The 21,591-nt window shown below is 71.8% G+C and carries 19 protein-coding genes and 1 pseudogene; 10 read left to right on the top strand and 10 right to left on the bottom strand.

Annotated elements, in window-relative coordinates:
• Positions 1-28 precede the first annotated feature (28 nt).
• A complete protein-coding gene (locus IEZ20_RS08080) occupies positions 29-547 on the top strand; it encodes a sensor histidine kinase (protein ID WP_308434647.1) in 519 nt (172 codons plus the stop codon).
• Here the strand turns inward: IEZ20_RS08080 and IEZ20_RS08075 are convergent.
• The gene (locus IEZ20_RS08075; RefSeq protein ID WP_189295868.1) at positions 544-906 is read right to left on the bottom strand and encodes a winged helix-turn-helix transcriptional regulator; all 363 of its coding nucleotides are present in this window, start codon (positions 904-906) and stop codon (positions 544-546) included. The genes IEZ20_RS08080 and IEZ20_RS08075 overlap by 4 nt on opposite strands.
• Positions 907-1,002: 96 nt before the next feature.
• On the opposite strand from IEZ20_RS08075, the gene IEZ20_RS08070 reads away from it, so the two are divergent.
• Positions 1,003-1,917 carry an NAD(P)-dependent oxidoreductase gene (locus IEZ20_RS08070; protein ID WP_189295866.1) on the top strand — a complete coding sequence of 305 codons (915 nt, stop codon included), beginning with the start codon at positions 1,003-1,005 and terminating at the stop codon, positions 1,915-1,917.
• A 23-nt stretch (positions 1,918-1,940) separates the two neighbouring features.
• On the opposite strand, the gene IEZ20_RS08065 is transcribed toward IEZ20_RS08070, so the two are convergent.
• The 7 genes and pseudogenes from IEZ20_RS08065 to IEZ20_RS08040 all read right to left on the bottom strand — a co-directional run bounded on the left by IEZ20_RS08065 (position 1,941) and on the right by IEZ20_RS08040 (position 8,858).
• Positions 1,941-3,545: a S53 family peptidase gene (locus IEZ20_RS08065; RefSeq protein ID WP_189295864.1), complete on the bottom strand. Its 1,605-nt coding sequence runs from the start codon at positions 3,543-3,545 to the stop codon at positions 1,941-1,943.
• Between the two features lie 186 nt (positions 3,546-3,731).
• Positions 3,732-5,318: a N,N-dimethylformamidase beta subunit family domain-containing protein gene (locus IEZ20_RS08060; RefSeq protein ID WP_229895948.1), complete on the bottom strand. Its 1,587-nt coding sequence runs from the start codon at positions 5,316-5,318 to the stop codon at positions 3,732-3,734.
• 148 nt (positions 5,319-5,466) lie between these two features.
• Positions 5,467-5,610 (bottom strand): annotated as a pseudogene (locus IEZ20_RS40675) (DUF6193 family natural product biosynthesis protein); the annotation flags it as partial.
• 172 nt (positions 5,611-5,782) lie between these two features.
• Positions 5,783-6,397, bottom strand: a complete 615-nt coding sequence (locus IEZ20_RS08055; protein ID WP_189295862.1) for an FMN reductase — start codon at positions 6,395-6,397, stop codon at positions 5,783-5,785.
• Entirely contained in the window at positions 6,394-7,479 is a 1,086-nt protein-coding gene (locus IEZ20_RS08050; RefSeq protein ID WP_189295860.1) for an LLM class flavin-dependent oxidoreductase, read from the bottom strand. The genes IEZ20_RS08055 and IEZ20_RS08050 overlap by 4 nt, the downstream gene beginning before the upstream one ends.
• A 199-nt stretch (positions 7,480-7,678) precedes the next feature.
• Positions 7,679-8,515, bottom strand: a complete 837-nt coding sequence (locus tag IEZ20_RS08045; protein WP_189295858.1) for an alpha/beta fold hydrolase — start codon at positions 8,513-8,515, stop codon at positions 7,679-7,681.
• Between the two features lie 46 nt (positions 8,516-8,561).
• Positions 8,562-8,858, bottom strand: a complete 297-nt coding sequence (locus tag IEZ20_RS08040; protein ID WP_189295857.1) for a hypothetical protein — start codon at positions 8,856-8,858, stop codon at positions 8,562-8,564.
• A gap of 319 nt (positions 8,859-9,177) precedes the next feature.
• On the opposite strand from IEZ20_RS08040, the gene IEZ20_RS08035 reads away from it, so the two are divergent.
• The 8 genes from IEZ20_RS08035 to IEZ20_RS40575 all read left to right on the top strand — a co-directional run bounded on the left by IEZ20_RS08035 (position 9,178) and on the right by IEZ20_RS40575 (position 18,165).
• Positions 9,178-10,137: a MerR family transcriptional regulator gene (locus IEZ20_RS08035; RefSeq protein WP_189295855.1), complete on the top strand. Its 960-nt coding sequence runs from the start codon at positions 9,178-9,180 to the stop codon at positions 10,135-10,137.
• An 84-nt stretch (positions 10,138-10,221) separates the two neighbouring features.
• Positions 10,222-10,380 carry an FMN-binding negative transcriptional regulator gene (locus IEZ20_RS39545; protein WP_229895947.1) on the top strand — a complete coding sequence of 53 codons (159 nt, stop codon included), beginning with the start codon at positions 10,222-10,224 and terminating at the stop codon, positions 10,378-10,380.
• 8 nt (positions 10,381-10,388) lie between these two features.
• Positions 10,389-10,865 (top strand): FMN-binding negative transcriptional regulator, encoded by a 477-nt coding sequence (locus IEZ20_RS08030; RefSeq protein ID WP_229895946.1) that lies wholly within the window; start codon positions 10,389-10,391, stop codon positions 10,863-10,865.
• A 302-nt stretch (positions 10,866-11,167) separates the two neighbouring features.
• Positions 11,168-11,656: a sortase gene (locus tag IEZ20_RS08025; RefSeq protein WP_189295853.1), complete on the top strand. Its 489-nt coding sequence runs from the start codon at positions 11,168-11,170 to the stop codon at positions 11,654-11,656.
• Between the two features lie 169 nt (positions 11,657-11,825).
• Positions 11,826-12,476 (top strand): class F sortase, encoded by a 651-nt coding sequence (locus IEZ20_RS08020; RefSeq protein ID WP_229895945.1) that lies wholly within the window; start codon positions 11,826-11,828, stop codon positions 12,474-12,476.
• Positions 12,477-12,632: 156 nt separating this feature from the next.
• Positions 12,633-16,697, top strand: coding sequence for a hypothetical protein (locus IEZ20_RS08015; RefSeq protein ID WP_189295851.1), 4,065 nt, complete (start codon positions 12,633-12,635; stop codon positions 16,695-16,697).
• A 133-nt stretch (positions 16,698-16,830) separates the two neighbouring features.
• Positions 16,831-17,199: a hypothetical protein gene (locus tag IEZ20_RS08010; RefSeq protein WP_189295849.1), complete on the top strand. Its 369-nt coding sequence runs from the start codon at positions 16,831-16,833 to the stop codon at positions 17,197-17,199.
• Positions 17,200-17,553: 354 nt separating this feature from the next.
• A complete protein-coding gene (locus IEZ20_RS40575; RefSeq protein ID WP_308434646.1) occupies positions 17,554-18,165 on the top strand; it encodes a MazG-like family protein in 612 nt (203 codons plus the stop codon).
• A 127-nt stretch (positions 18,166-18,292) separates the two neighbouring features.
• Here IEZ20_RS40575 and IEZ20_RS08000 read toward each other — a convergent pair whose 3' ends face one another.
• Both IEZ20_RS08000 and IEZ20_RS07995 read right to left on the bottom strand, forming a co-directional pair.
• Positions 18,293-20,689, bottom strand: a complete 2,397-nt coding sequence (locus IEZ20_RS08000; RefSeq protein ID WP_189295847.1) for a glycoside hydrolase family 65 protein — start codon at positions 20,687-20,689, stop codon at positions 18,293-18,295.
• Positions 20,686-21,429 carry a beta-phosphoglucomutase family hydrolase gene (locus IEZ20_RS07995; protein ID WP_189295845.1) on the bottom strand — a complete coding sequence of 248 codons (744 nt, stop codon included), beginning with the start codon at positions 21,427-21,429 and terminating at the stop codon, positions 20,686-20,688. Before IEZ20_RS07995 ends, IEZ20_RS08000 begins: the two co-directional genes overlap by 4 nt.
• Between the last annotated feature and the right edge of the window lie 162 nt (positions 21,430-21,591).

Genomic DNA, 21,591 nt, shown 5'->3' with positions numbered 1-21,591 from the left:
GGCCCGCCGGCCGGGCGCCGCGACCGGCTTGACCCCGCTGGCGGCGTTGCGGCTGCGTCTGGAGAACTTCGAACCGTACCTCGACCCGCGCGCCCACGGCAGCCTGGAGGAGGCCGTCGGCGAGGTGGAGCGCCAGGGCCGCATGGTGCAGGGGCTGCTCGCCCTGGCCCGCCTGGAGAACGCCGCCACCACCCCCGAGCCCGTCGCCCTGGACGCCGCGCTCGCCGACCGGGTCGCGATGTGGGAGCCGCTGGCCGCCGAGCAGTACGTCGCCATCGATATCACCGGCCCGCCCGTCGGCCGGGTGTGGGCGATCCCGGGGGCGCTGGAACAGATCATCGACAACCTCCTCGCCAACGCCCTGCGCGTGTCCCCACCTGGCACCACCCTCACCCTCCACCGCGTCCCGGGCGGCGAGCTGCACATCGTCGACCAGGGGCCCGGCATGAGCGAAGCCGACCGGGAGCGTGCCTTCGACCGCTTCTGGCGCGCCTCCGACTGGGGGAACCGCTGCTGCGGCGAAGGGCCGAGGCGCGGGTCGCCCTAGCCTGCCCTTTCCTCCGGCTCCCCAGCGGTCGCCCGCTCGCGGCCCCAGGTGGCCAGCGGCTGGAGGGCGTCGTTGAGACGCTTGCCGTCCTCGGTCAGCGAGTACTCGACGCGGGGCGGCACCTCGTCGTAGGAGACGCGGTGCACGACGCCGTCCGCCTCCATCTCGCGCAGGTGGGAAGCCAGCACCTTCTCGGTGACCCCCGGAAGCAGCCGGCGCAGCTCGCCGAAGCGGCGGCAGGGCTGCTCGTGGAGCGCCCAGAGGATCAGGACCTTCCACTTGCCGCCGATCACCTCCATCGCGGTGTCGATCCCGCAGACGTGTCCATCCGGTGCGCCCGGCCGGTTCAGCGTCGTCATGCCCCACCCTTCCGACGTGCTCGCTCACCCCGGGGTAACCACCCACCACCAAGTGCGTACTTGATCATTCCCGGGCCTGTGACCAGCCTAATCGGCATGACACACCATTCTGTTGAGAAGACCCCCGTCACGCTGCTGGGACTCGGTGCGATGGGCACCGCGCTGGCTCGCGCCTGGCTCGCCGCCGGCCATCCGCTCACCGTCTGGAACCGCAACCCGGCCCGAGCCGCGGTACTCGCCGCCGAGGGCGCCGGGGTCGCGGACAGCGCCGCCGAGGCGGTCGCGGCGAACCGCCTGGTCGTCACGTGCCTGTTGGACGACGCCTCGGTCGGCGAGGTGCTGGGCGGAACCGATCTCGCCGGCAGGGACCTGGTCAACCTGACGACCAGCACCCCGGCCCAGGCCCGCGCCCGCGCCGAGTGGGCCCGCGAGCGCGGCGCCCGCTACCTGGACGGCGGGATCATGGCCGTCCCCCCGATGATCGGTGTGCCGGAGGCCGGCGGCTACGTCTTCTACAGCGGCTCGCGGCAGCTGTTCGAACGGCATCAGGAAACGCTGGGCGTCCCGGCCGGCACCACCTACGTCGGCGAGGACGCGGGCTTCGCCGCCCTGCACGACGTGGCCCTGCTCAGCGCCATGTACGGCATGTTCGCCGGGGCCGCGCACGCCTTCGCCCTGATCCGCAAGGAGGACATCGACCCCGCGTCGCTCGCCCCGCTGCTCGCCGACTGGCTCGTCGCGATGGCCCCGGCGGTTCACCAGACCGCCGACCAACTGCGGAGCGGCGACTACACCAAGGGCGTCGTCTCCAACCTCGCCATGCAGGTGGCCGGTACCCCGACCTTCCTCGACACCGCCGAACAACAGGGCGTCAGTCCGGAACTGCTCCGCCCGTACTTCGAGCTGATGCGCCGCCGACTGGCCGAGGGCAGCGGCGAGGAGGACCTGACGGGCGTGATCGACCTGCTGGTCCACGGCAAGGCGTCGACCGGTCGAGGAGACAGGCCCTGACGGCCGGGAGCCCGTTGCGCGGATCAGACGCCGCCCGGTGAAGGCGTCGACATGTGCGGCTGCGACACCGAGCCGAGGCGGTTCAGCAGTGCCTGACCGTCCGGAACACCGAGTCCTGTGCAGGCGTCCCAGCCGGGCACGGCCGCGAAGTCGCCGTTGTCGCCCTGGGTGATGTCACGGAGGCCGGTCGGGGTCGTCCCCGCTGCCGCGCCGTCGTACAGGAGGGGCTGGAGCATGCCGAGCGGGCGGCCGAGCGCCTCGGCGAAGCGGGCGGTCAGCGCGGCCCAGAGGGGGGCCACGGCGCTGGTCCCGCCGATGACCTCGTCCTGGCCCTGGATGAGTACTCGGTATCCGGTCGCCGGGTCGGCGACCCCGGCCACATCGGGAACGCCACGCCGGCGGCCCTGGCCGTCGCCGTCGGGTACGCCGACGTTCGCCTGCCAGCCGGGCTGTTTGAACGTGCGGCTGATCCCGCCGCCGGAGGCGCCCCCGGCGCCGTCGTTCCAGACGGTCTCGGAGCTGACGGTGGCCGTGTCCGGGTCGGCTTCCAGGCGGGTACCGCCGCACGCGAGGGCGCGGGGGCTCGAGGCGGGGAAGTCGGTGTGCCGCTTGCCCGTCGGATCGCCGTCGCTGCTGCCGTTGTCACCCGACGCCACGCAGACGGTGACGCCCATGGCGGCGGCGTCGGCCAGCGCCGCGTCCAGGATCGCGCGGCCTTGCGCGGTCCACAGGTCCTCGCGCTGCCCCCAGCTGATGCTCACCGCCGTGGGCGTCGGATCGGCGAACACCGCCGTGCTGACGGCGTCGGCGAAGCCTTGCGCGCTGTTCTCCGCGAAGTACACGACTTGGCGCGCACCGGGCGCCAGCGCGCCGATCACCTCGATGTCGAGCATCACCTCCCCGTCGGCGGGGTCGCCCGGGGCGTTACTGCCGTTGCCCACCTCGACGACGTCCACGGACGGCGTGGGGATGCCCAGCTCGGCGAAGTACGCGTCCAGGTCGCCGTCCGGGATCCCGCCGCCGAGTTCGATGACGCCGACCGTCTGACCGCTGCCGTCCGTCCCCTGGGGGAAGCGGTAGATCCTGCCGAGGTCGACGGGCGAGTACGCCGATGGGACGGCGCGGGTCTTGAGGCGCTGGAAGTGCGGGCGCGCCTGGGGCCGGTTGTCCAGGCCCGTCACGCCGATCACGACGCCGTCCCACTCGGGCAGGATGCGCAGGTGGCCGGTGCGCTGCCGGTGCTCCACCGTGCGGCCTTCGCGTGCCGGGTCGGGAGTCGTGACCTGGGTCAGCGAGTCGGCCTCCACGACGGACCGCAGCCGACCGAGCGTTCCGGAGATCTTGACCCGGCGCGAGGCCGGATCCACCAGCGTCACCGTCAGCCCGTGCTGCTCCGCCGTCCGCTTCACCATGTCGATGTCGGCCGGGTCGGCGCCGTAGCGGGCCGCCAGTTCCTCACGCGTGATCGTCTCGGGTCCTTCGACCAGGTCATCCGGGATCTCGGCGCGGCGGCGCAGGACCAGCGTGACCTCGATGCGTTCGGAATCGCTCACCGGTTCGATGGAGCGCGCAGTCTCCTGGGCGCTCCGCTCGCTGCCCGGGAGGGGGACCAGTCGCGTGTCGTCCATGGCTTCGAGCGTTCCACCGATGGGGGCGGTTCGCATCCCATGCCGTGACGCAGCGCGGCCTCGGCCGGTACGGGGGCGGCGGCCCGTACTGCTGTCCCCGTCGTTCCTGTTCGCCCTTCAGCCGGTTGCGAGGGCCCTGGCGAGCCCACGGTTGCCGGGGGCCGGGCTACTCCGGCGCCGGCCGCCTCATGCCCGGTCCTTGTACACCTCGCTGACGTTCGGGCGTACGGCCGGGCGGTGATGGGCGGCGGGGCCCTCCGCGAAGGCTCGCATGGCGTTCTCCGTCGTACGGCTGACGAAGTCGCGGGTGCGGGCGTCCATCCCGTGGTGGCGGCCGCCGTCTGAGGTGCCGGCCATGAGGGCCTCCACCCAGCGCATGGTGCCGGTGGCGAACACACCCGCCCCGCTCGGAGTCGTGTAGTACGCCGAGTCGCTGTGGCTGCGGCGGCCATCGCACACCAGAGGGGAGTGGGCCGTGATCTCCAGCGGCTCGGGGACGGGTGACGTCGGGGTGACCCGGTCGTACTCGACGCCGACCAGGTGGTCGAAGCCGTCGCCGGGCCGTACGCCCGTTCCTTCGTACAGCCAGTGGTCCGCCGCGTGGACGACGTACGGCGCGTCGGTCGGGTAGCCCTCGTAGAGCACTCCGGTGAGTGACGACTCGGGGTCCGGCGCCGGGGCCTGGCGGAAGTCGGTGGTCACCAGGGCGGGTTGGGTGGTGTAGCAGGGGTCGGCCCGGACGGAGGACTTGTAGCAGACCACCGTGCGGTCCGGCTGCGTCTCGCCCGGCTCCAGGCGGACCCGGCGGAAGCAGGTGTTGGCGCCGAGGAAGAGCACGTTGGTGCCGGCGTCACGGGCTTGTGTGACATGCCGGCGCTGCTCCGGGGTCCAGTACTCGTCGTGCCCCAGGCAGACGACGGCGGCCGCGCCGCGCAGGACCTCCGGGTCGCGGTGCACGTCCGTCCCGGTGGTGTAGGCGAGGGGTATGCCGAGCCGTTCCGCCAGGACCACCGCCGCCCGTTCGTACACCATGAACTTCTCCGCGCCGTCGGCGTCGTAGGGCCGGTCGAAGCTGACGGCCAGGGAGCGGGCGGCGTACGCGCCGGAGGCACCGGCGTAGAGGCTGTAGCCGCCCCACCGGTTGTAGGCCTGCCAGGTGGCCGGAGCGTGCATGAGGACCGTACGCCCCGTGCCCCGCGTGGAGCGCACGATCAGGGGGACGTAGCGCTGGTGGCCGCTGTCCGCCTCCAGCCGCAGCAGGTACGCGCCTTCCGGCCAGCCGGTCGTGCCGAGGGTGAGCGTGCGCGGCCAGTCCGCGCGCACGGTACGGGTACCCGGCAGAAAGCGGGGTTCCGGTCGGACGCGGCCCCGTATGCGCTCCGACGACCACACGAGCCGGGCCTGGGACCCGCCGTACCAGCCGACGCGGAAGGCCGAGACGCGGAAGGAGGACGCGGTCGTCGAGACGTACAGGCCGCACTCCTCGCCCGGCGTCACGCTCACCCGGTCCGCGTAGCCGGCGATGGCCGGGGCGGGGCCCCGTGAGGTGATACGCCATTCGGGTGTCCCCGGCCGGTCCCGTTCCGCCTCGGGCCGGTGGGAGGCGTCCGCCCGGTGCTGCTCGCGTGGAGGGGCGGCCGCGTCGCAGGCCGCGGCCGTCACCGAGGCGAGCCCGAGGCCGGCGCACGCCCCGAGGAAGCGCCTGCGTCCCGGCTGCCGTGCGGGTGCCGTCCCGGCTTCCGGCCCTCCTTGCGGGGCAGGATCCGTCCCCATGGCATCTCCCGTCTCGCGGCCGGCGCGGCACCTGCTCTCCGGGCCAAGGTGACACAGCGGCGCGGACCGCGCGCCCGCTCTCGGCGGTGCAGGGGCGCGGTGCCATGGTCGGGACGCTCGCGGGCCTGGTCGGCGCGATGTCGCCCCACCGATCGCTCTTCGCCTGGAACCGGCCACCGGGCTGGGCCACCACGGCAGGCGCTTCCGCGAAGGTGGGCTTCTCCGCGTCGGCGCTGAAACACAGGACCCACATGCTGGTGAAGGGGAAGAGCTTCCGGAGTCCCGGTTCGGCGGCCGCCGCGCCGCGGCAAGCTCGGCTTCGTCTTCATGCTGGTCGTCGCCGCGGTGACGGGGGCCGGTGCCGCCCTGGACCGTGTCCGTCCCCGGCCGAAGCGGCGCCGGGCGCACGAGCGTGACATCGAAGCGGGCGGCTGACCGGCACTGTGCGCGGCGCGGTGGCGGGCTCAGTCGAACCGCAGGTCGGAGAGTTGCCGTTCCAGTGCGGTGACGTCGTCCTGGGGCGTCTCCTCGGCCGGACGGGCAGCCGTCAGGGCGGCGAGCTCACCGGCGGCCCGTCGGATGCGTGCGGGCAGGCCCTCGGTGTACTCGTCGCCGCCGGCGCCCCAGTCCTCGGACGCCGCGTAGACCGCGGTGGGGACGACGGTGGCGCGCAGGTAGGCGAAGAGCGGTCGCAGGGCGTGCTCCAGGACCAGGGAGTGGCGTGCCGTACCTCCCGTCGCCGCGATGAGGACCGGCTTGCCGGAGAGGGCGTCCGGATCGATCAGGTCGAAGAACGACTTGAACAACCCGCTGTAGGAGGCGGTGAACACGGGGGTCACGGCGATCAGGCCGTGGGCGCCGGTCACGGCGTCGACGGCGGCGGCCAGTGGCGGCGCGGGGAATCCTGTCACGAGGTTGTTGGCGACGGCGACGGCGAGTTCCCGCAGCTCGATGACCTCCGTCTCCACGTCGTGGCCCTGAGCGGCCAGCTCGCCCCGGGCCGACTCGGCGAGACGGTCGGCGAGCAGACGGGTGGAGGACGGGGTGCTCAGCCCCGCGGACACGGCGACGAGCTTCATGCGGCGGACACCTCCTGAACGGCGCGCAGGGAGTCGTGGGTGGGGGCGTCCGGTACGTCGGCCGGGCGGCCGATCGCGAACTCCTTCCGCAGCACGGGCACCACTTCCTCACCGAGGATGTCGAGCTGTTCCAGGACGGTCTTCAGCGGCAGGCCCGCGTGGTCCATGAGGAAGAGCTGGCGCTGGTAGTCGCCGACGATCTCGCGGAAGGACAGCGTCCGTTCGATGACCTGCTGGGGAGAGCCGACGGTCAGCGGGGTCTGCTCGGTGAAGTCCTCCAGCGAGGGCCCGTGGCCGTACACCGGCGCGTTGTCGAAGTACGGCCGGAACTCCCGCACCGCGTCCTGGGAGTTCTTCCGCATGAACACCTGCCCGCCCAGGCCGACGATCGCCTGCTCCGGCCGTCCGTGCCCGTGGTAGGCGTACCGCCGCCGGTACAGCTGGACCATCCGCCTGGTGTGGTCGGTCGGCCAGAAGATGTTGTTGTGGAAGAAGCCGTCGCCGTAGTACGCGGCCTGCTCGGCGATCTCGGGCGAGCGGATGGAGCCGTGCCAGACGAACGGCGGTACGCCGTCCAGCGGGCGCGGGGTGGAGGTGAAGCCCTGCAGCGGCGTGCGGAACTTGCCCTCCCAGTCGACGACGTCCTCGCGCCACAGGCGGCGCAGCAGGGCGTAGTTCTCCTTGGCGAGGTTGATGCCCTCCCGGATGTCCTGGCCGAACCACGGGTACACCGGCCCGGTGTTGCCGCGGCCCATCATCAGGTCCACGCGCCCGTCGGCCAGGTGCTGGAGCATCGCATAGTCCTCCGCGATCTTCACCGGGTCGTTGGTGGTGATCAGGGTGGTGGACGTGGAGAGGACCAGCTTCTGCGTCCGCGCGGCTATGTAGCCGAGCATCGTGGTCGGCGAGGACGGCACGAACGGCGGGTTGTGGTGCTCACCGGTCGCGAAGACGTCCAGGCCGACCTCCTCCGCCTTCGACGCGATGGCGACCATCGCCTTGATCCGCTCGCCCTCCGACGGGGTACGGCTGGTGGTCGGGTCGGGGGTCACGTCCCCCACCGAGAAAATTCCGAACTGCATGTGGGCCTCTTCGTTCCTGCAACTGGGCGTGTTCCGGAAATGCAACTGGGTGTGTTCCGGAAATGTAGGCATCGGTCGGGCGGCCGCCATGCCTGTGCGCGCAGGGCGACTTGCCTGCCGGCGCCCCCTCTGGGACCGCGAGCTGCCCGCCCGGATCCCCGGGCGGGCAGCTGACGGTCGCGGACCTGTTCCGTCCTGGTCACTTCTCCAGGAAGGCGAGGAGAGCCGCGTTGACCTCCTCCGCGTGGGTCCACAGCAGGCCGTGCGGGGCGCCCTCGATCTCCACGTAATCGGCCGACGGCAGGGCCTTGTGGAACAGCCTCGCGGTCCCTTCGACGGGCAGGATGCGGTCGCCCGTGCCGTGCAGGATCAGGGCCGGTACGTCGATCGCGGGGATGTCGGCCCGGAAGTCGGTGTACCAGGTCGACGGTGCGGCGGCCGCGGCGAAGGCTCCGCCGCCCGCGGCGACGTTCCAGCTGTTGCGGACGGCCTCCTCGCTGATCCTGGTGCCGAGGTTCTCGTCGAGGTTGTAGAAGTCCTTGTAGAAGTCGGTGTAGTAGGCGTAGCGGTCCGCCTTGACGGCCGCGACGACACCGTCGAAGAACTCCTTCGGAGCGACCCCGTCCGGGTTGTCGTCGGTCTTGAGCAGGTACGGCTCCAGCGAGGCCAGGAAGGCGACCTTGGCGACCCGGGCCGAGCCGTAGCGGGACACGTACCGGGCGACCTCTCCGGTACCCATCGAGAACCCGACGAGGACGGCGTCCCGCAGATCGAGGGTCTCCATCACGATGTTCAGGTCGGCCGCGAAGGTGTCGTAGTCGAAGCCGGTCGTCGGCTGGCTGGACTGCCCGAACCCGCGGCGGTCGTAGGTGATCACCCGGTAGCCGGCGTCGAGCAGCGCGGCGCTCTGCCGCTCCCAGGAGTGGCCGTCGAGCGGGAAACCGTGGATGAGGACGACCGGCTGCCCGGTGCCGTGGTCCTCGTAGTAGAGATCGATGGTGGTGGAGTTCTCATGGCCAACGGTGATGTACGGCATGTGGTGCGTCCTCGTGTCCGGATGCGTGACAGGTAACGCCGTCACGCTAGGTCGGACAGCGGGCGCCCGGTTGCCGGACAGTGCACGGCTCCTTGCCCCAAGACGCATGGGTGGCAGCGGTGATGCATGTCCGACGGCACGGGGCCGGCGGGCGGAGGTCGGCCATGCGCCGCTCCGGACCGCTCCGCCGTAGCACCAGGTAGCCGCGGAGGGCGGCCGGGCCGAAGAAGATCCGGGCGGGCACGATCTGCGGGAGGTGCCCGGTGAGCGCCTGGACCGTGACGGGTGCCAGGGTCGGGGCGAGCGCGCCGAAGACGGTGACCAGCGCGAGGGCCCAGACCATCCCCGCTCCTCCGTACGCCTGGTAGGCCACGGTCGTGAATGGGAGACGTGCCGCAGCTTCAGGCCGCCCCGGGCGTTGAGGGTGGCGGCACCGACCGCCCTCAGCATGATCACCAGGCCGTTGACCCGCCAGTACGGTGTGGCGTGGGTGGGGTCGTCCCGGGCGCTGCGGGCGGTACGCCTCGCGCAACGCCGTCGGGAGCCCGGGACCCGCGGAAAGCCGGGTCGATACCGGTGCCGCCGAGCAGTCCTGTCCCTCGCCACCGCTTGACCTTGCCCCCAGGGGCAGGGTTTAGCGTTCGAAGAGCGAGGTGAACGGCATGAAGATCAGTGAAGCGGCACGTCGGGCCGGCGTGACGACCAAAGCAGTGCGGTACTACGAGTCGCTGGGGTTGATCACGCCCGGGCGTCTCGCGAACGGCTACCGGGACTACTCCGAGGATGACGTACGCCTCGTGCGGGAGATCAGGACCCTCCACCGACTGGGCATCCCCGTCGAACGCACCCGGCCCTTCCTGGACTGCCTGGCCGCCGGCAGCCTGCACGCCGACGACTGCCCCTCCTCGCTGGCCACCTACCGGGAGGCCATCGACGAACTCACCGAGCGCATCGAAGCCCTGAGCGCCCGCCGCGCGACACTGATCACCAACCTGAACGCCGCCGCCCACCGGGGCAGCAGGGCCGTACCCCCCGGGAAGGCCGCCGGGCCGGCGGAGAAGGACTACCTGACCCTGCCCGCACAGCTGCCAGCCCCCGAGGACGACGGCGCCGCCGACCACCTGCCCGGCACGAAGGCGCCGCGGCTCACCCTCCTCAGCACCGCGGGCAGAGCGGTCCGCCTCGACGCCCTCGGACCGCGTCGCACGGTGATCTACGTCTACCCCCTCACCGGCCGCCCCGGCACCGACCTCCCGGAAGGCTGGAACACCATCCCCGGCGCCCGCGGCTGCACCCCCGAGTCGTGCGGCTTCCGCGACCACTTCCAGGAACTCCTCGAAGCCGGCGCAGGCCGCGTGTACGGGCTGTCCAGCCAGGACGGCGACTACCAGAGCGAAGTCGTGGAACGGCTGGGCCTGCCCTTCGACATGCTTTCCGACCCCACGCTCCGCCTGGCCGACACCCACGGTCTGCCCACCTTCGAGGCCGGCGGGAGGAGGCTGTTCAAACGGCTGACACTCGTCATCCGTGACGGTGTGATCGAACACACCTTCTATCCGGTCTTCCCGCCGAACGAGCATGCCGAGCAGGTCCTGGCCTGGCTGCGCGAGAACCCCCTGTAGGGCGACCCGCAAGAACTCACGACCGACTGATCGCCGTAAGCCTGTATTCAACCTGTTTATCACGTTTCATCAGAAAGGCCGGCCGTGTACGTCCCCAAGCACTTCGCCCCGCCCGAGCAGGCCGTCCGTGACCTGCTGGCCCACCAAGAAGCGTCCGACCTGATCACCATGACACCGCGGGGCCTGCTGGCCACCCTGCTGCCCTCGAACACGACCCGGACGCCGGCGCGCACGGCTCCCTGATCGGCCACATGGCCCGCGGAAACGACCAGTGGCGCGAGCCGGTGCAGGGCGAGGCCATGGTGATCGTGCGCGGGCCGGAGGCGTACATCACGCCGTCGTGGTACGCGACCAAGGCCGAGCACCATCGCGTGGTGCCGACCTGGAACTACATGACCGCGCACGTCTACGGACAGCTGGTCGTGCACGACGACGCCGCCTGGATCGAAGCGCAGATCCGCAGGCTCGCCGACCGGCACGAAGCCGGCCACGAGGAGCCCTGGTCCGTCGACCAGGCCCCGGCGGACTTCGTCCGGCGGCAGCTGCGCGCCGTCGTGGGCGTCGAGGTGGTCATCAGCCGCGTCGAGGCGAAGTTCAAGCTCAGCCAGAACCAGCCGCGCGAGAACGTCGAGGGAGTCATCGCGGGCCTCGAAGCCCGCGGCCGGGCCGACGACTCCGCGGTCGCGGCCGCGGTCCGTGCCCACGACCCGTACGCCGGCAGGCCCTGACCGCGGCCGCGGCACGGCCCGGGAGTGGCCGTCTGGGAACGGCACGTCGGCCCGCACCCGCGCGCGCCCGGCCGGGCGGCGTCACCGGTATGGGGAGAAGGTGGCGGGTGACGGAGATGGATGATCTTCGCGTGGGTGACCTGCGGACGGGAGCGAGCGGAAGCGCCCGCACCACCTGACCGGGTGACACATGTGGCGATGCGTCAGGTTGCGGAACTGACGGACTGTCGGTTGCCTCGTGAGCGGAACACAGGAGAGGCGCCGCGCAGACAGGCCGGACGCTGTTCCGTTGGAGGACTCGCATGCGTTACACACATATGGGTGCAGGTCTCGGCCTGGCTCTCGGCGCCCTCGTACTGCAGATCCCGGCCGCCGCCGCTGATGACTCGGATGTCCGCATCGACCCGTGGAACGCCTCCCCGGGTTCCACGGTCACGGTCAGTACGAGCGCCTGCGACCCTGACGCGGACTACGGCAAGGGCTGGTCGGAGGTGGCAGGAGAGTTCCACCTCTTCGAAGGCGACGAGGAGGGCGTGCTCACCGGCCGGTTCCAGATCCCGGAGGGGGCCAGGCCGGGCAGCGACACGGTGACCCTGAAGTGTCCGCCCCTGACCAAGGTCACGGAGACGTACCGGGTCACCGGCCGCCCTCCGAGCGGCTCGGTCAACGCCGGCTTCGGACCGGCGAAGGACACAGGCACGGGGCTCGCCCTGGGCGGCGGGCTGCTCCTCACGGTCGCCGCCGGGGGTGTCCTCTGGATGTGCCGCCGCCCGCACGACAACCGGGCCTGACCGCCGCCTGTGCCGGCCGGCCCCCTCCACTCAGGCCCGAACCAGCGTCCACTCCGGCCCGACCCGGCGCCCGATCCGGCCTGAAACGGCCCCCGCGCAGGAATCACCCGGCTGCCGCGGGGCCACCTGCCGCACAGCACCCGCCGTGTGAAGCGAAGGCTCGACCGCGATGGTACCCACACACCGCACCAGCACCTCACGAGAGCGGTTCATCCCCGCAGCGCTCCTTCTGGCCTGTGCCATGACGGCGGCCGCGGCACTGCTCGTCGGCGGGGGGCACGACGAGGAGCCACCGCGGCCGTCGGCGGCCCAAGCCCTGTCCGCCTCTGGGGACGCCTCCCGCTCCCCGGTCCGTCCACTGCCCCCCGCGGATCCGGTACGGCTCCGGATCTCGGCCATCGGCGTGGACGCCCCGATGACGCGGGTGGGCCTCGATGCGGCCGGAACGCTACGGACCCCACCGGCCGGCCGGCCCGGCCTCGTCGGCTGGTACGGCGACGGCCCGGTTCCCGGCACGGCAGGAACCGCCATCACCACCGGGCACGTGGACACACCCACCGGCGATCCCGGTGTCTTCTACGACCTCGGCACCCTGACCAAGGGCGACATCATCGAGATCGCCCGGGCGGACCGGCGGACAGCGGTGTTCACCGTCCGTGCCGTCGAGCTCTACGACAGGGAGGAATTGCCCAGTGAGACGGTCTACGGCAGTTCGGGACGGCCTGAACTCCGGTTGATCACCTGCGGAGGCGGCTACACCAAGCGCACCGGCTACCTGAGCAACGTCGTGGTCTTCGCGACGCTGACCGCGGTGACGTAGCCGGCCGAACCGTCCCCCTCACCGGCCGCCCAGTTCGCGACGCCCCGACACCTCCTACGTCGGCGCGCACTGCCTGCTGCACCACGGGAGCGGCGTTGTCAGTGGCACCGCGTAGCGTGTGATCATCGAACCAGCACTGCGGGGGAAGGCCGGCGCATGGGCAGGCGTGTGGAAAAGAGCGGGTACACCGCGGAACTGACGGACGATCTGGAGGTCGTCTACCGCAATCCGCAGGGGCGGAAGCTCAAGAAGTTCCCCGATGCGATCGCGGGTGCTCCCGGGCTCGGCACCCTGCTCGGGGCGCGGACGCAGCTGCGCAGGCACCGTGAGGCGTGCCGTCTGCAGGCGGGTGAGTGGGCGTCGGGCGGGGTCCGTGTGCCGCGTGCCCTGGCCGACGCGGACCCGCTGTGGCGGGAGGCCCTGGAGGCCGAGTCCGTCGAACTGACCGACGAGCTGGGTGGAGGTGGCCTGTGGGCCCGTACGTACGCCGGGTTCGACGGCCGCACGCTGACCCAGGTGCTTCCCGAACAGCTCATCCCCTACCGGGACCGCCTGATGCGCGGGCAGCAGTGGGAGCCGGACGGCTGCTTCTCCACCGGCATACCGGACACCTCCGACGGTGCCCTTCCCTTCCCTGAGCGGGTCATCGCCGCCCACCCCGGCCTCGAGGAACTGGCCACCGGGAAGCTCCTGCTCCTCCAGGAACGCACCCTGCACTGGAGCTTCGCCTTCAAGACGGACGTCGACGGTGCCCTCCGGGACCTGGAGGAGTCGGCTCCCGCACTGCTGATCACGCTCCTCGACGACATGGCCGACCTCGCCCTGCGGCAGGGCGAACAGACGACAGCCGCCGCCTGGTTCGGGCGGGCCCGCACCGTCGAGCGGGTGCAGGCGCGCAAGGCCGACAAGGAGTGGCTGCTGGGCCGGTACCTCACGTACGCCGAGGGCAAGGCCCTCTCCGCCACGGTCCTGCGGGCCTGGGCCCGCGAGCTGGCCGTCAAGGGAGAGGCGACCGAGGCGGATGTCGCGCGGTTCCGCCAGGTGGTGGTCCGCCGTGTCGAGGCGTCGTCCGAGGTGTACCCGCAGCTGGCCGTCGACGTGCGCAAGCTCGCCAAGGCCGCCGGTCTCGAACCGGAGAGGGAACTGGCCACGCTGCTCGGGGAGATCTTCGCGGTGGGCGGTGTCTCGCTGTCGGACGACAAGTTCTGGACCGACTGCCTCAAGGGCCGGGCCATGGACCTGCTGGGCAGCCACGCGCCGGAGGCCGCCCGCCAGGTGCTGAGGCTGCGTCCTCGGCGTTTCGGCGAGAGCCCCAGGGTGTGGCGGGAGCTGCTGGAACGCACCGGTGCGCTGGCACTGCTCACCGGCGAGACCCCGGGGCTGCCCGTCGGCGAGGCCGCCGCCTGGCTGTCCGCGTGCGTCCTGTCGAACAGCGACAGGAACGGACCCTGGACCGTCGTCTACGAGATCGCCGAGCGGATCGCGCCGAAGCTGGCTGCCGACGGTGTTCCCGTGGAGTTCCGTTACCGGCGCATCGGCGAGCACGGCAACGGTACGACGCCTCTCGACCTGATCGACCTCCTTCTGGAGCACGGAGCCCCGGTCGCCGACCCTCCGGAGCTGCTCGGCCCGTCGCAGCTGTACAGCATCCAGCTCAGCCACCGGCCGAAGCTGGAGCACCTGCAGGCGGACGAGCGCTTCGCGCGGGAGCTACGGGCACGGGTGCGTACCGACCTGGAGATGACGATCAGGGACCTGGGGGCCAACGACTGGTACCAGCCGCACCAGACCAAGGGCTGGCAGCGGATCCCCGAGCTGTTCGACAACCCGATCGGGCACGAGGAGATCCGGGCCTGGTTCGGCCGCGAACGGGCGAAGCTGCGCGCGGGCGTCGACTTCGGGGAGCTGGTCCTGCTGCTCGGCCGGCTCGTGCACGCGGGCGTGGCCGTGGACCTCCTCCTCAAGGACGCGGAGGCGGCGGCGGAGTTCGCGGCGGTGGACGTCGTACCGCTGCTGATGGCGGAGCTGCCCGACACCGTCTCGCGTGCGCAGGCCGAGGAGTTGCTGGGGAGGCTCCGGCCCGACTACGTCGAGCGGGATGGCGTCCGGGGACCCAATCGCGGACCGATCCTCGAAGCGCTGCCGCAACTCGGCGAGCCGACGGGCAGCCGGGCCGCCCGCTCCCTGGTCATGGCCGTCAACTGCCGTGCGGGACTGGAGCGGCTGGTCGGCTGTCTCACCCCCGGTGAGGGCGATGTGCCGCCGGGCGCCGACGCGGGGTCGCAGGAACCGGAGGACCGGGTGAGCCGTCAGATGATGGCGCTCGCGAAGGACGGCACGGCCGTGTGGGGAGGTGATCTGGGGCAGGCCACCACCACGTTCGACCGCATGCCCCGCGACGGCCGGTTCCGGCACACGCACGCGTGCGCCGCGGCACTCGCCCTGTGCACCGTCTCCTCGCTGCCGAGCGGCTCGGCGGCCCGGTCGCTGATGCAGTACGCCGCCCACCCCTTCGTCACCGGTGAGCCGGGCCACTGGCGGATCGTCCACTGCGAGGTGCCCGAGGACCGTACCGACATCAACGCCCCGCTGCCCGGGACCGTCTTCCGGACGGACACGTCCGTCGCCTACGTCCTGACCAGTCGGGGCAGGGACCCCCGGCGCACGCTGTGGGAGTACTCCCCGGACGGTTCCTTCACCGAGGAGGGGCCCCTGGCTCCCGCAGGCGTGAAGGTCACACGTGCCCATGTACTGAAGCCGGTGCGGCCGGGCGGATGGTTCACACGCTTCGCCGAGCTGTACCGGAAGCACGGCGCGGCACCGGCCCGCCCCGAGCTCGCCCGAGCCTTCGCGGAGCGCCTGGGCCTCTCCCAGGCGGAGGCCACCGTGCTGCTGATCGCACACGTTCCCTGCGCGCCGCACCAGCTGGACGACGAGAAGGGGTATCTCTCCGGTCACTACTCCGCCGACCTGGAGGCCTGGAAGATCCGGCACAAGGAGGCGGAACAGGCGGTTGCCGCGCTGACCGACGCGCTCGGTCCCCGATTCATCACGGCTCTCTACGACAGGCTCCTTCCCGACGACCCCGAGCAGCTGTGGGCCACAGGGCCCGACGTGGACCGGGCCGCCGAGTGGTGGCTGGAGGAGCTGGGCAGCCCCCTGCCGGTACCCTCCGCGCTGCTGCCCCTCGCCACGAAGGAGACGCTCCCGCCCCAGGGTGAGGCGGCCACGGCCCGGCAGTCCCATGGGGACGACGGGAGCTGGTGGCCCCATCTGCGGCTGCCCGCCCTCCTCGGCCGGCTGGCCGGCGGGGCGGACTGCCTGGCTCCCCACCGCGCGGGTCTGGCGGGCGAACCGCACCTGCTGGCCCTGCCGAGAATCGCCGCCTGGCTCGCCTACCGCACCCCGGCCGGGGACCCGTCGCGCCTCGCGGCCGGCGCGGCGATATCCCGGCTGCGCGAGGAGCTGTCCTCGGCCCCCGGTCCGCTCACGCTCTTCTCGCTGCAGAGCAACTACCTGATGGGGGCACCCCCTTCGACCGAGGCGCTCACCGCTCATCCGGCGGTCACCGAGGTGGCCGACGCGGTGTACGACGTGCGTCACCTGCGGGTGGACCCCGCCGCGCTCAAGGGACCGGACGATCCCCTGCTGGACGCCCTCGACACCTACCTCGACTCCGTACTGCCCTCGCAGTGGCTGCCCAGTCCCTCGGGACTGCCCGCCGTCGCGGACCTGCGGCTGCTGCTGAGCGACGACTTCGCCGCGCTCGGAGCGCACCTGCTCACCGACGGTGAACGCCCGCCAGGCTGGGAGCAGGACCCCTCGCGGTCCGTGCCGCACCTTGTCGAGGACTGTGCCGAGACCTTCGGGCTGGGCAGGGACGCCGCGTCGCTCTACCTGATGCTGCTGGCGTTGCCGGACCCGTCGGACCGCAACGTCAAGGCGTGGACCGGCTGGAAGCCCAGCCGCTTCAAGAAGGCGGAGGCCGAGCTGCACGCGTCGGGCCGAGTGCTGCGTGCCCTCCGGTCACGAGCGGGCCGCTCCCTGTTCCTGCCGGGCGCCTGGCAGGAGCGGAAGCCGCCTCGCCTCCCGATCGAGGCGTCGAAGCTCGGCCTGCTGCCCCTGTCCAGGGAACACCGGTCGACATCACACCTGCCCGCGGTGCCCTCCGCGCCTCTGCCGCTGCTGTTCACGCGGGCGTGGGAGGGCGTAGCCCCGTAGGAGTACAGGAGGAGTTGCGGCGGGAGGTCCTCACCCGTCGCAGCCTGCGTGCAAGGTTTCCTCAAGGTTCGTTCCATCCGGCCTCCGGCATGGTGAAGCCACACCAACCGAACCGACAGGAAAGCAGGTAGACATGCGTAAGGTGCGCAACGCAGTCTCGCTCCTCGCCCTCTCGACCGCCGTGCTGACCGGCACCGCCACCGGTGCCGTCGCGGCCGACAGGACCGAAACCAGCCCTGCGGTCACCGGGCCGTGCACCGTGTCCGGCGCGTTCTGCGCGACCAGCGACAGCGGCGGTGACCCCATCGTCCTGTACTGCGGCATGTCCGCGGGCGTGCCCGTGTCGTGGAACGGGGGCGGCTACTGGAACAACCGCCTCTCCGGGAACGGCAGGGTGAAGATGTTCGGCTCGAAGAACACCGTGATCTACACGACGCCGGCCAACTACGGTCCCGTGCGGGGCGACTGGGGCCCCGTGTACAGCCTCCGCGCCGACTGCTGAGCAGCGGTGTCGGGCGCGGGTCGCGCCTCCGCCTCGGCTCGCCCGCCCCGAAGCCCCCGTCCGCGATCCCGCGGGCGGGGGCTTCGCCGTGTGCGGGAACCGGTGCAGCTCGTCGCCCGCCTGCGGTCGCCGGCCGGCAGCAGGTGTGGCGTTTCAGCCACCGTCGCGGCCGGCCTGGCACCTTACTCGGCAACGGTCGGTGCAGCGCGCACGCTTCGACGCCCGCTCCGTCACGGGGTTCCCGACCCGACCGAAACACATGTGTTCGAAATCGTGGCTGGCTCGTTGAGCCGGAAAAGCCAGCCCCATGTGCCGGACGCAGAGCCGGCCGCGTGACCGTCGAAGGAGGACCACTTGACTTCGGCCCGCACACAGGACGAACCGACCCCGGAGGCATCGGGCACGGGGCACCGCCCCCTGTTCGAGGCCCTCGGTCTCTCCAGCGATCCCGCAGTCATGCGCAGGACCGCGGTGCCGCCACCCCCCGGTGAGCGCCACCCGCGTGCCGCTGACGGCGGTGACTGGGACACGATCCGAGATCTGGCCGACGCTTTCAACCGGCTCGACACCGAGAACGGGCTCCAGCCGGAAGAGCAGTGGACTCTGCAGGTGCTCAAGCTCGCCGAGGAGGTGGGAGAGGCCGCGCAGGCCGTCATCGGTGCCCGGGGCACCAATCCCCGGAAGGGGCACAGCCATTCCTGGACGGATGTGGAGGACGAGGTCGCCGACGCCGTCATCACCGGCATGGTCACCCTGGCGCGGCTGCGGCCTGACGCACAGGAACACTTCACCGCCGTACTGGCCCGCAAGTCCGCGAACTTTCTCCGACCCGACGGTGCTCCGCGCCGGCACCCGACAGCCGTCCACGGTGAGCCTGTCCGATCGCCGCGACTTCCGGACGGAGGCCCTGGTCCGGCAGGAGCCGGTGGTCCCCAGGGCCGGCCCGACGAGTCGCCTGGCTGTTGAGCCGGGCTGATACCGGCCGAACCCTGACGGGGGGGGAACAGGCAGTCAGGACGGACTGCGCGGCCAAGAAGGAGCACGGCCTCGACGGGTCCGCAGCGCCATCGCGATGATGCGGGCCCTGCACCCGCTAGGCCTGTGTCCCCGCTTGCTGTTCCTCTCCGGTGAGCAGGCCCGTCGGGCGGCGGCCCGGTGGTTGCTGTGGTTCGGGGCGGGCGGGGGTGGGGGGCACCGGTCGGTCCAGGGGAGCGTCGGTGGTCACGGTCACCGGTTCCCCGTGGTGCAGCACGACCAGCGGTTCGCCCTCCACCAGCCGGTATCGCGCATGGGACGGGCCGATGTCCACCTTCAGCCTGCGTCCGCGGACCAGCACGGTGAACGCCACCCGGGACAGCGCTTCCGGCAGGCGCGGGGCGAAGGCGAGCAGGTCGGGCTTCCCCTCCTCGCCGACGTACCGGCGCAGGCCGCCGAAACCCGTCACCAGGGCGATCCAGGTGCCGGCGAGGGAGGCGATGTGGAGGCCGTCGCGGGTGTTGTGCTCCAGGTCGTCGAGGTCCATCAGCGCGGCCTCGCCGAGATAGGCGTAGGCCAGCCGGAGGTGCCCGGTCTCGGCGGCGAGCACTGCCTGGCAGCACGCGGACAGGGAGGAGTCGCGGACGGTGAGCGCCTCGTAGTAGGCGAAGTTGCGTGCCTTCTGCTCCTCGGAGAAGAGGTGCGGGCACTCCATCATCGCCAGCACCAGATCGGCCTGCTTCACCACCTGTTTCCGGTACAGGTCGAAGTAGGGGTAGTGGAGCAGCAGCGGATAGTTCTCGGGCGGGGTCGCCTCGAAGTCCCAGCGCTGGAGGCTCGTGAACCCGGCCGACTGTTCGTGCACGCCGAGAGAGTCGTTGTACGGCACCGCCATGCGGGTCGCCGCGTCCCGCCAGACCGCGGCCTCCTCGTCGTCGACACCGAGTTCCGCGGCCCGGTCCGGGTGGCGCGCGGCCGCGTCCGCGGCGGCCAGCAGGTTCTGCCGGGCCAGCAGGTTGGTGTACAGGTTGTCGCGGGTGATGGCGCTGTACTCGTCCGGTCCGGTGACCCCGTCGATGTGGAAGACGCCTTCCGCGTCGTGGTGGCCCAGGGAACGCCACAGCCGGGCGGTGTCCACGAGGAGGTCGAGACCCTCACGGCGCTCGAAGTCCTCGTCCCCGGTCACCATGACGTACCGGACGGCGGCCAGGGCGATGTCGGCGTTGATGTGGAAGGCGGCCGTGCCGGCCGGCCAGTAGGCGGAGCTCTCGGCGCCGTCGATCGTCCGCCAGGGGAAGGCCGCTCCCGACAGGCCGAGCTGGCCCGCGCGTTCCCGGGCCGGCGGGAGCATCCTGTGCCGCCACCTCAGTGCCGACGCGACGGCTTCCGGCGCGGTGAACGTCAGGACGGGCAGCACGTACGACTCGGTGTCCCAGAAGGAGTGCCCGTCGTACCCCGTGCCGGTCAGGCCTTTGGCGGGGATGGCCCGGTTCTCTCCGCGGGCCGCCGCCTGGAGCACGTGGAAGAGGGCGAACCGCACCGCCTGCTGGATCTGCGCGTCCCCCTCGACCTCGACGTCCGCGCCGGCCCAGAAGCGGTCCAGGTACGCCCGTTGCGAGGCGAGCAGTCCGTCCCAGCCCGTGCTGACCGCGGCCGCCACCGCTCCGTCCACCTGGTCGTGCACGGCCGGCAGCGAGCGCTCCCCCGACCAGCCGTAGGCCACGAACTTGACCAGCCGCAGTGGCTGTCCGGGTACCAGGTCCGCGGTCACCGTCAGCCGGCTGACGTCGGGCTCGCTCTGCGCCGTCCAGTGTGTGCTCTCCGGGCCCTGGACCAGATGGTCGGCCGCTGCGCCCACCCGCAGTGCGCTGTGGGCGGTGCGGTGCACGAGCCGCAGGCGGGTGTCCTGGGCGAAGTGCTCCTCGGCGGCCAGGGGGGATTCGATCGCCGCGGCGACGCGCGGGTCCCCGTGCAGGCGGGGCAGTTGCTCGTTGGCGACCAGCTCGGACTGCACGGCCACCGTGGTCGGTCCGTCGATCGGCTCGACCTCGTAGACGATCGCGGCGACCGCGCGCTGGGTGAAGGACACGAGCCGCTGGGAGGTGATCCGGACGGTACGGCCGCCGGGCGACACCCACCGCGCCGTACGGTGGAGGACACCGGAGCGGAAGTCCAGGACGCGTTCGTGTGCCTGCAGCCGGCCGTAGCGCAGATCGCACGGGTGGTCGTCGACGAGCAGACGGATGATCTTGCCGTCGGTGATGTTGATCATCGTCTGGCCGGACTCGGGATATCCGTAGCCCGCTTCCGCATAGGGCAGGGGGTGGCGCTCGTAGACGCCGTTGAGGTAGGCGCCGGGCAGCCCGTGCGGCTCTCCCTCGTCGAGGTTGCCGCGCCACCCGATGTGTCCGTTGGAGAGCGCGAACACCGACTCGCTCTGGGCGAGCACGTCCAGGTTGAGGTCGGTCTCGCGCAGGCACCACGGTTCGACCGTGTAGCTCGGATGGGTGATCACCGCGGCTCCAGGAGCTCGGCCAGGTCACGGACGACGATGTCCGCTCCGTGTGCGCGCAGCTGGTCCGCCTGGCCCACCCGGTCCACGCCCACGACCACACCGAACCGTCCGGCCCGACCGGCCTCGACGCCGGCCAGGGCGTCCTCGAACACGGCGGCCTCGTCCGGTTCGACGCCGAGGCCGCGGGCCGCCTCCAGGAAGGTGTCGGGGGCGGGTTTGCCACGCAGCCCGCGTTCGCGTACCACGACTCCGTCGATCCGCTCCTCGAACAGGTCCTCGATGCCCGCCGCGACCAGGACGTCCCGGCAGTTCGCGCTGGACGACACCACCGCGCGGCGCAGGCCGGCGTCCCGTACCGCGTGGAGGTAGCGGACCGAGCCCTCGTAGGGTTCCACTCCCTCCTCGCGGATGCGTCGCAGGACGAGGACGTTCTTGCGGTTGCCCAGTCCGTTCACCGTTTCCGCCTGCGGCGGGTCGTCGGGTGTCCCCTCGGGCAGGTGCACCCCGCGTGCGGCGAGGAAGGTGCGCACACCGTCCTCGCGGGGCCGCCCGTCGACGTACTCGTCGTAGTCGTCCACCGCGTCGAAGGGCACGAACTCGGTTCCCTCACGTGTCGCGCGTTCGCGGAGATAGCCGTCGAACATCTCCTTCCACGCGGCCGCGTGCACCTTCGCGGTCTGCGTGAGGACACCGTCGAGGTCGAACAGGCAGGCACGGACATGAGCAGGAAGCCCCAGCATGTCGCCGAGGCTACGAGCCGCCCGCGGCCGCCCGTGTCAGGCCGTCGTCCGGCACACCGGAAGACACCCGCTCGGTCGAGCCGGCAGGAGGTGGGCCGGCCCGGCCCGGACTCGGGAGCCGACCGGAGGTACAGCCCTGCATCGGCTGACGGTCTTTCCTTC

Source organism: Streptomyces cinerochromogenes (assembly GCF_014648635.1).
In the GTDB taxonomy this organism is placed as follows: Bacteria; Actinomycetota; Actinomycetes; order Streptomycetales; family Streptomycetaceae; genus Streptomyces; species Streptomyces cinerochromogenes.
The sequence above is the reverse complement of the archived record's forward strand: the minus strand, read 5'-3'. Positions and strand labels throughout refer to the sequence as shown.

Bases quoted from the DNA above. Each gene is read 5' to 3' on its own strand.
- IEZ20_RS08075 (WP_189295868.1), bottom strand. From the start codon at position 906: ATGACGACGCTGAACCGGCCGGGCGCACCGGATGGACACGTCTGCGGG.
- IEZ20_RS08070 (WP_189295866.1), top strand. From the start codon at position 1,003: ATGACACACCATTCTGTTGAGAAGACCCCCGTCACGCTGCTGGGACTC.
- IEZ20_RS08065 (WP_189295864.1), bottom strand. From the start codon at position 3,545: ATGGACGACACGCGACTGGTCCCCCTCCCGGGCAGCGAGCGGAGCGCC.
- IEZ20_RS08060 (WP_229895948.1), bottom strand. From the start codon at position 5,318: ATGGGGACGGATCCTGCCCCGCAAGGAGGGCCGGAAGCCGGGACGGCA.
- IEZ20_RS08055 (WP_189295862.1), bottom strand. From the start codon at position 6,397: ATGAAGCTCGTCGCCGTGTCCGCGGGGCTGAGCACCCCGTCCTCCACC.
- IEZ20_RS08050 (WP_189295860.1), bottom strand. From the start codon at position 7,479: ATGCAGTTCGGAATTTTCTCGGTGGGGGACGTGACCCCCGACCCGACC.
- IEZ20_RS08045 (WP_189295858.1), bottom strand. From the start codon at position 8,515: ATGCCGTACATCACCGTTGGCCATGAGAACTCCACCACCATCGATCTC.
- IEZ20_RS08040 (WP_189295857.1), bottom strand. From the start codon at position 8,858: ATGGTCTGGGCCCTCGCGCTGGTCACCGTCTTCGGCGCGCTCGCCCCG.
- IEZ20_RS08035 (WP_189295855.1), top strand. From the start codon at position 9,178: ATGAAGATCAGTGAAGCGGCACGTCGGGCCGGCGTGACGACCAAAGCA.
- IEZ20_RS08030 (WP_229895946.1), top strand. From the start codon at position 10,389: ATGGCCCGCGGAAACGACCAGTGGCGCGAGCCGGTGCAGGGCGAGGCC.
- IEZ20_RS08025 (WP_189295853.1), top strand. From the start codon at position 11,168: ATGCGTTACACACATATGGGTGCAGGTCTCGGCCTGGCTCTCGGCGCC.
- IEZ20_RS08020 (WP_229895945.1), top strand. From the start codon at position 11,826: ATGGTACCCACACACCGCACCAGCACCTCACGAGAGCGGTTCATCCCC.
- IEZ20_RS08015 (WP_189295851.1), top strand. From the start codon at position 12,633: ATGGGCAGGCGTGTGGAAAAGAGCGGGTACACCGCGGAACTGACGGAC.
- IEZ20_RS08010 (WP_189295849.1), top strand. From the start codon at position 16,831: ATGCGTAAGGTGCGCAACGCAGTCTCGCTCCTCGCCCTCTCGACCGCC.
- IEZ20_RS07995 (WP_189295845.1), bottom strand. From the start codon at position 21,429: ATGCTGGGGCTTCCTGCTCATGTCCGTGCCTGCCTGTTCGACCTCGAC.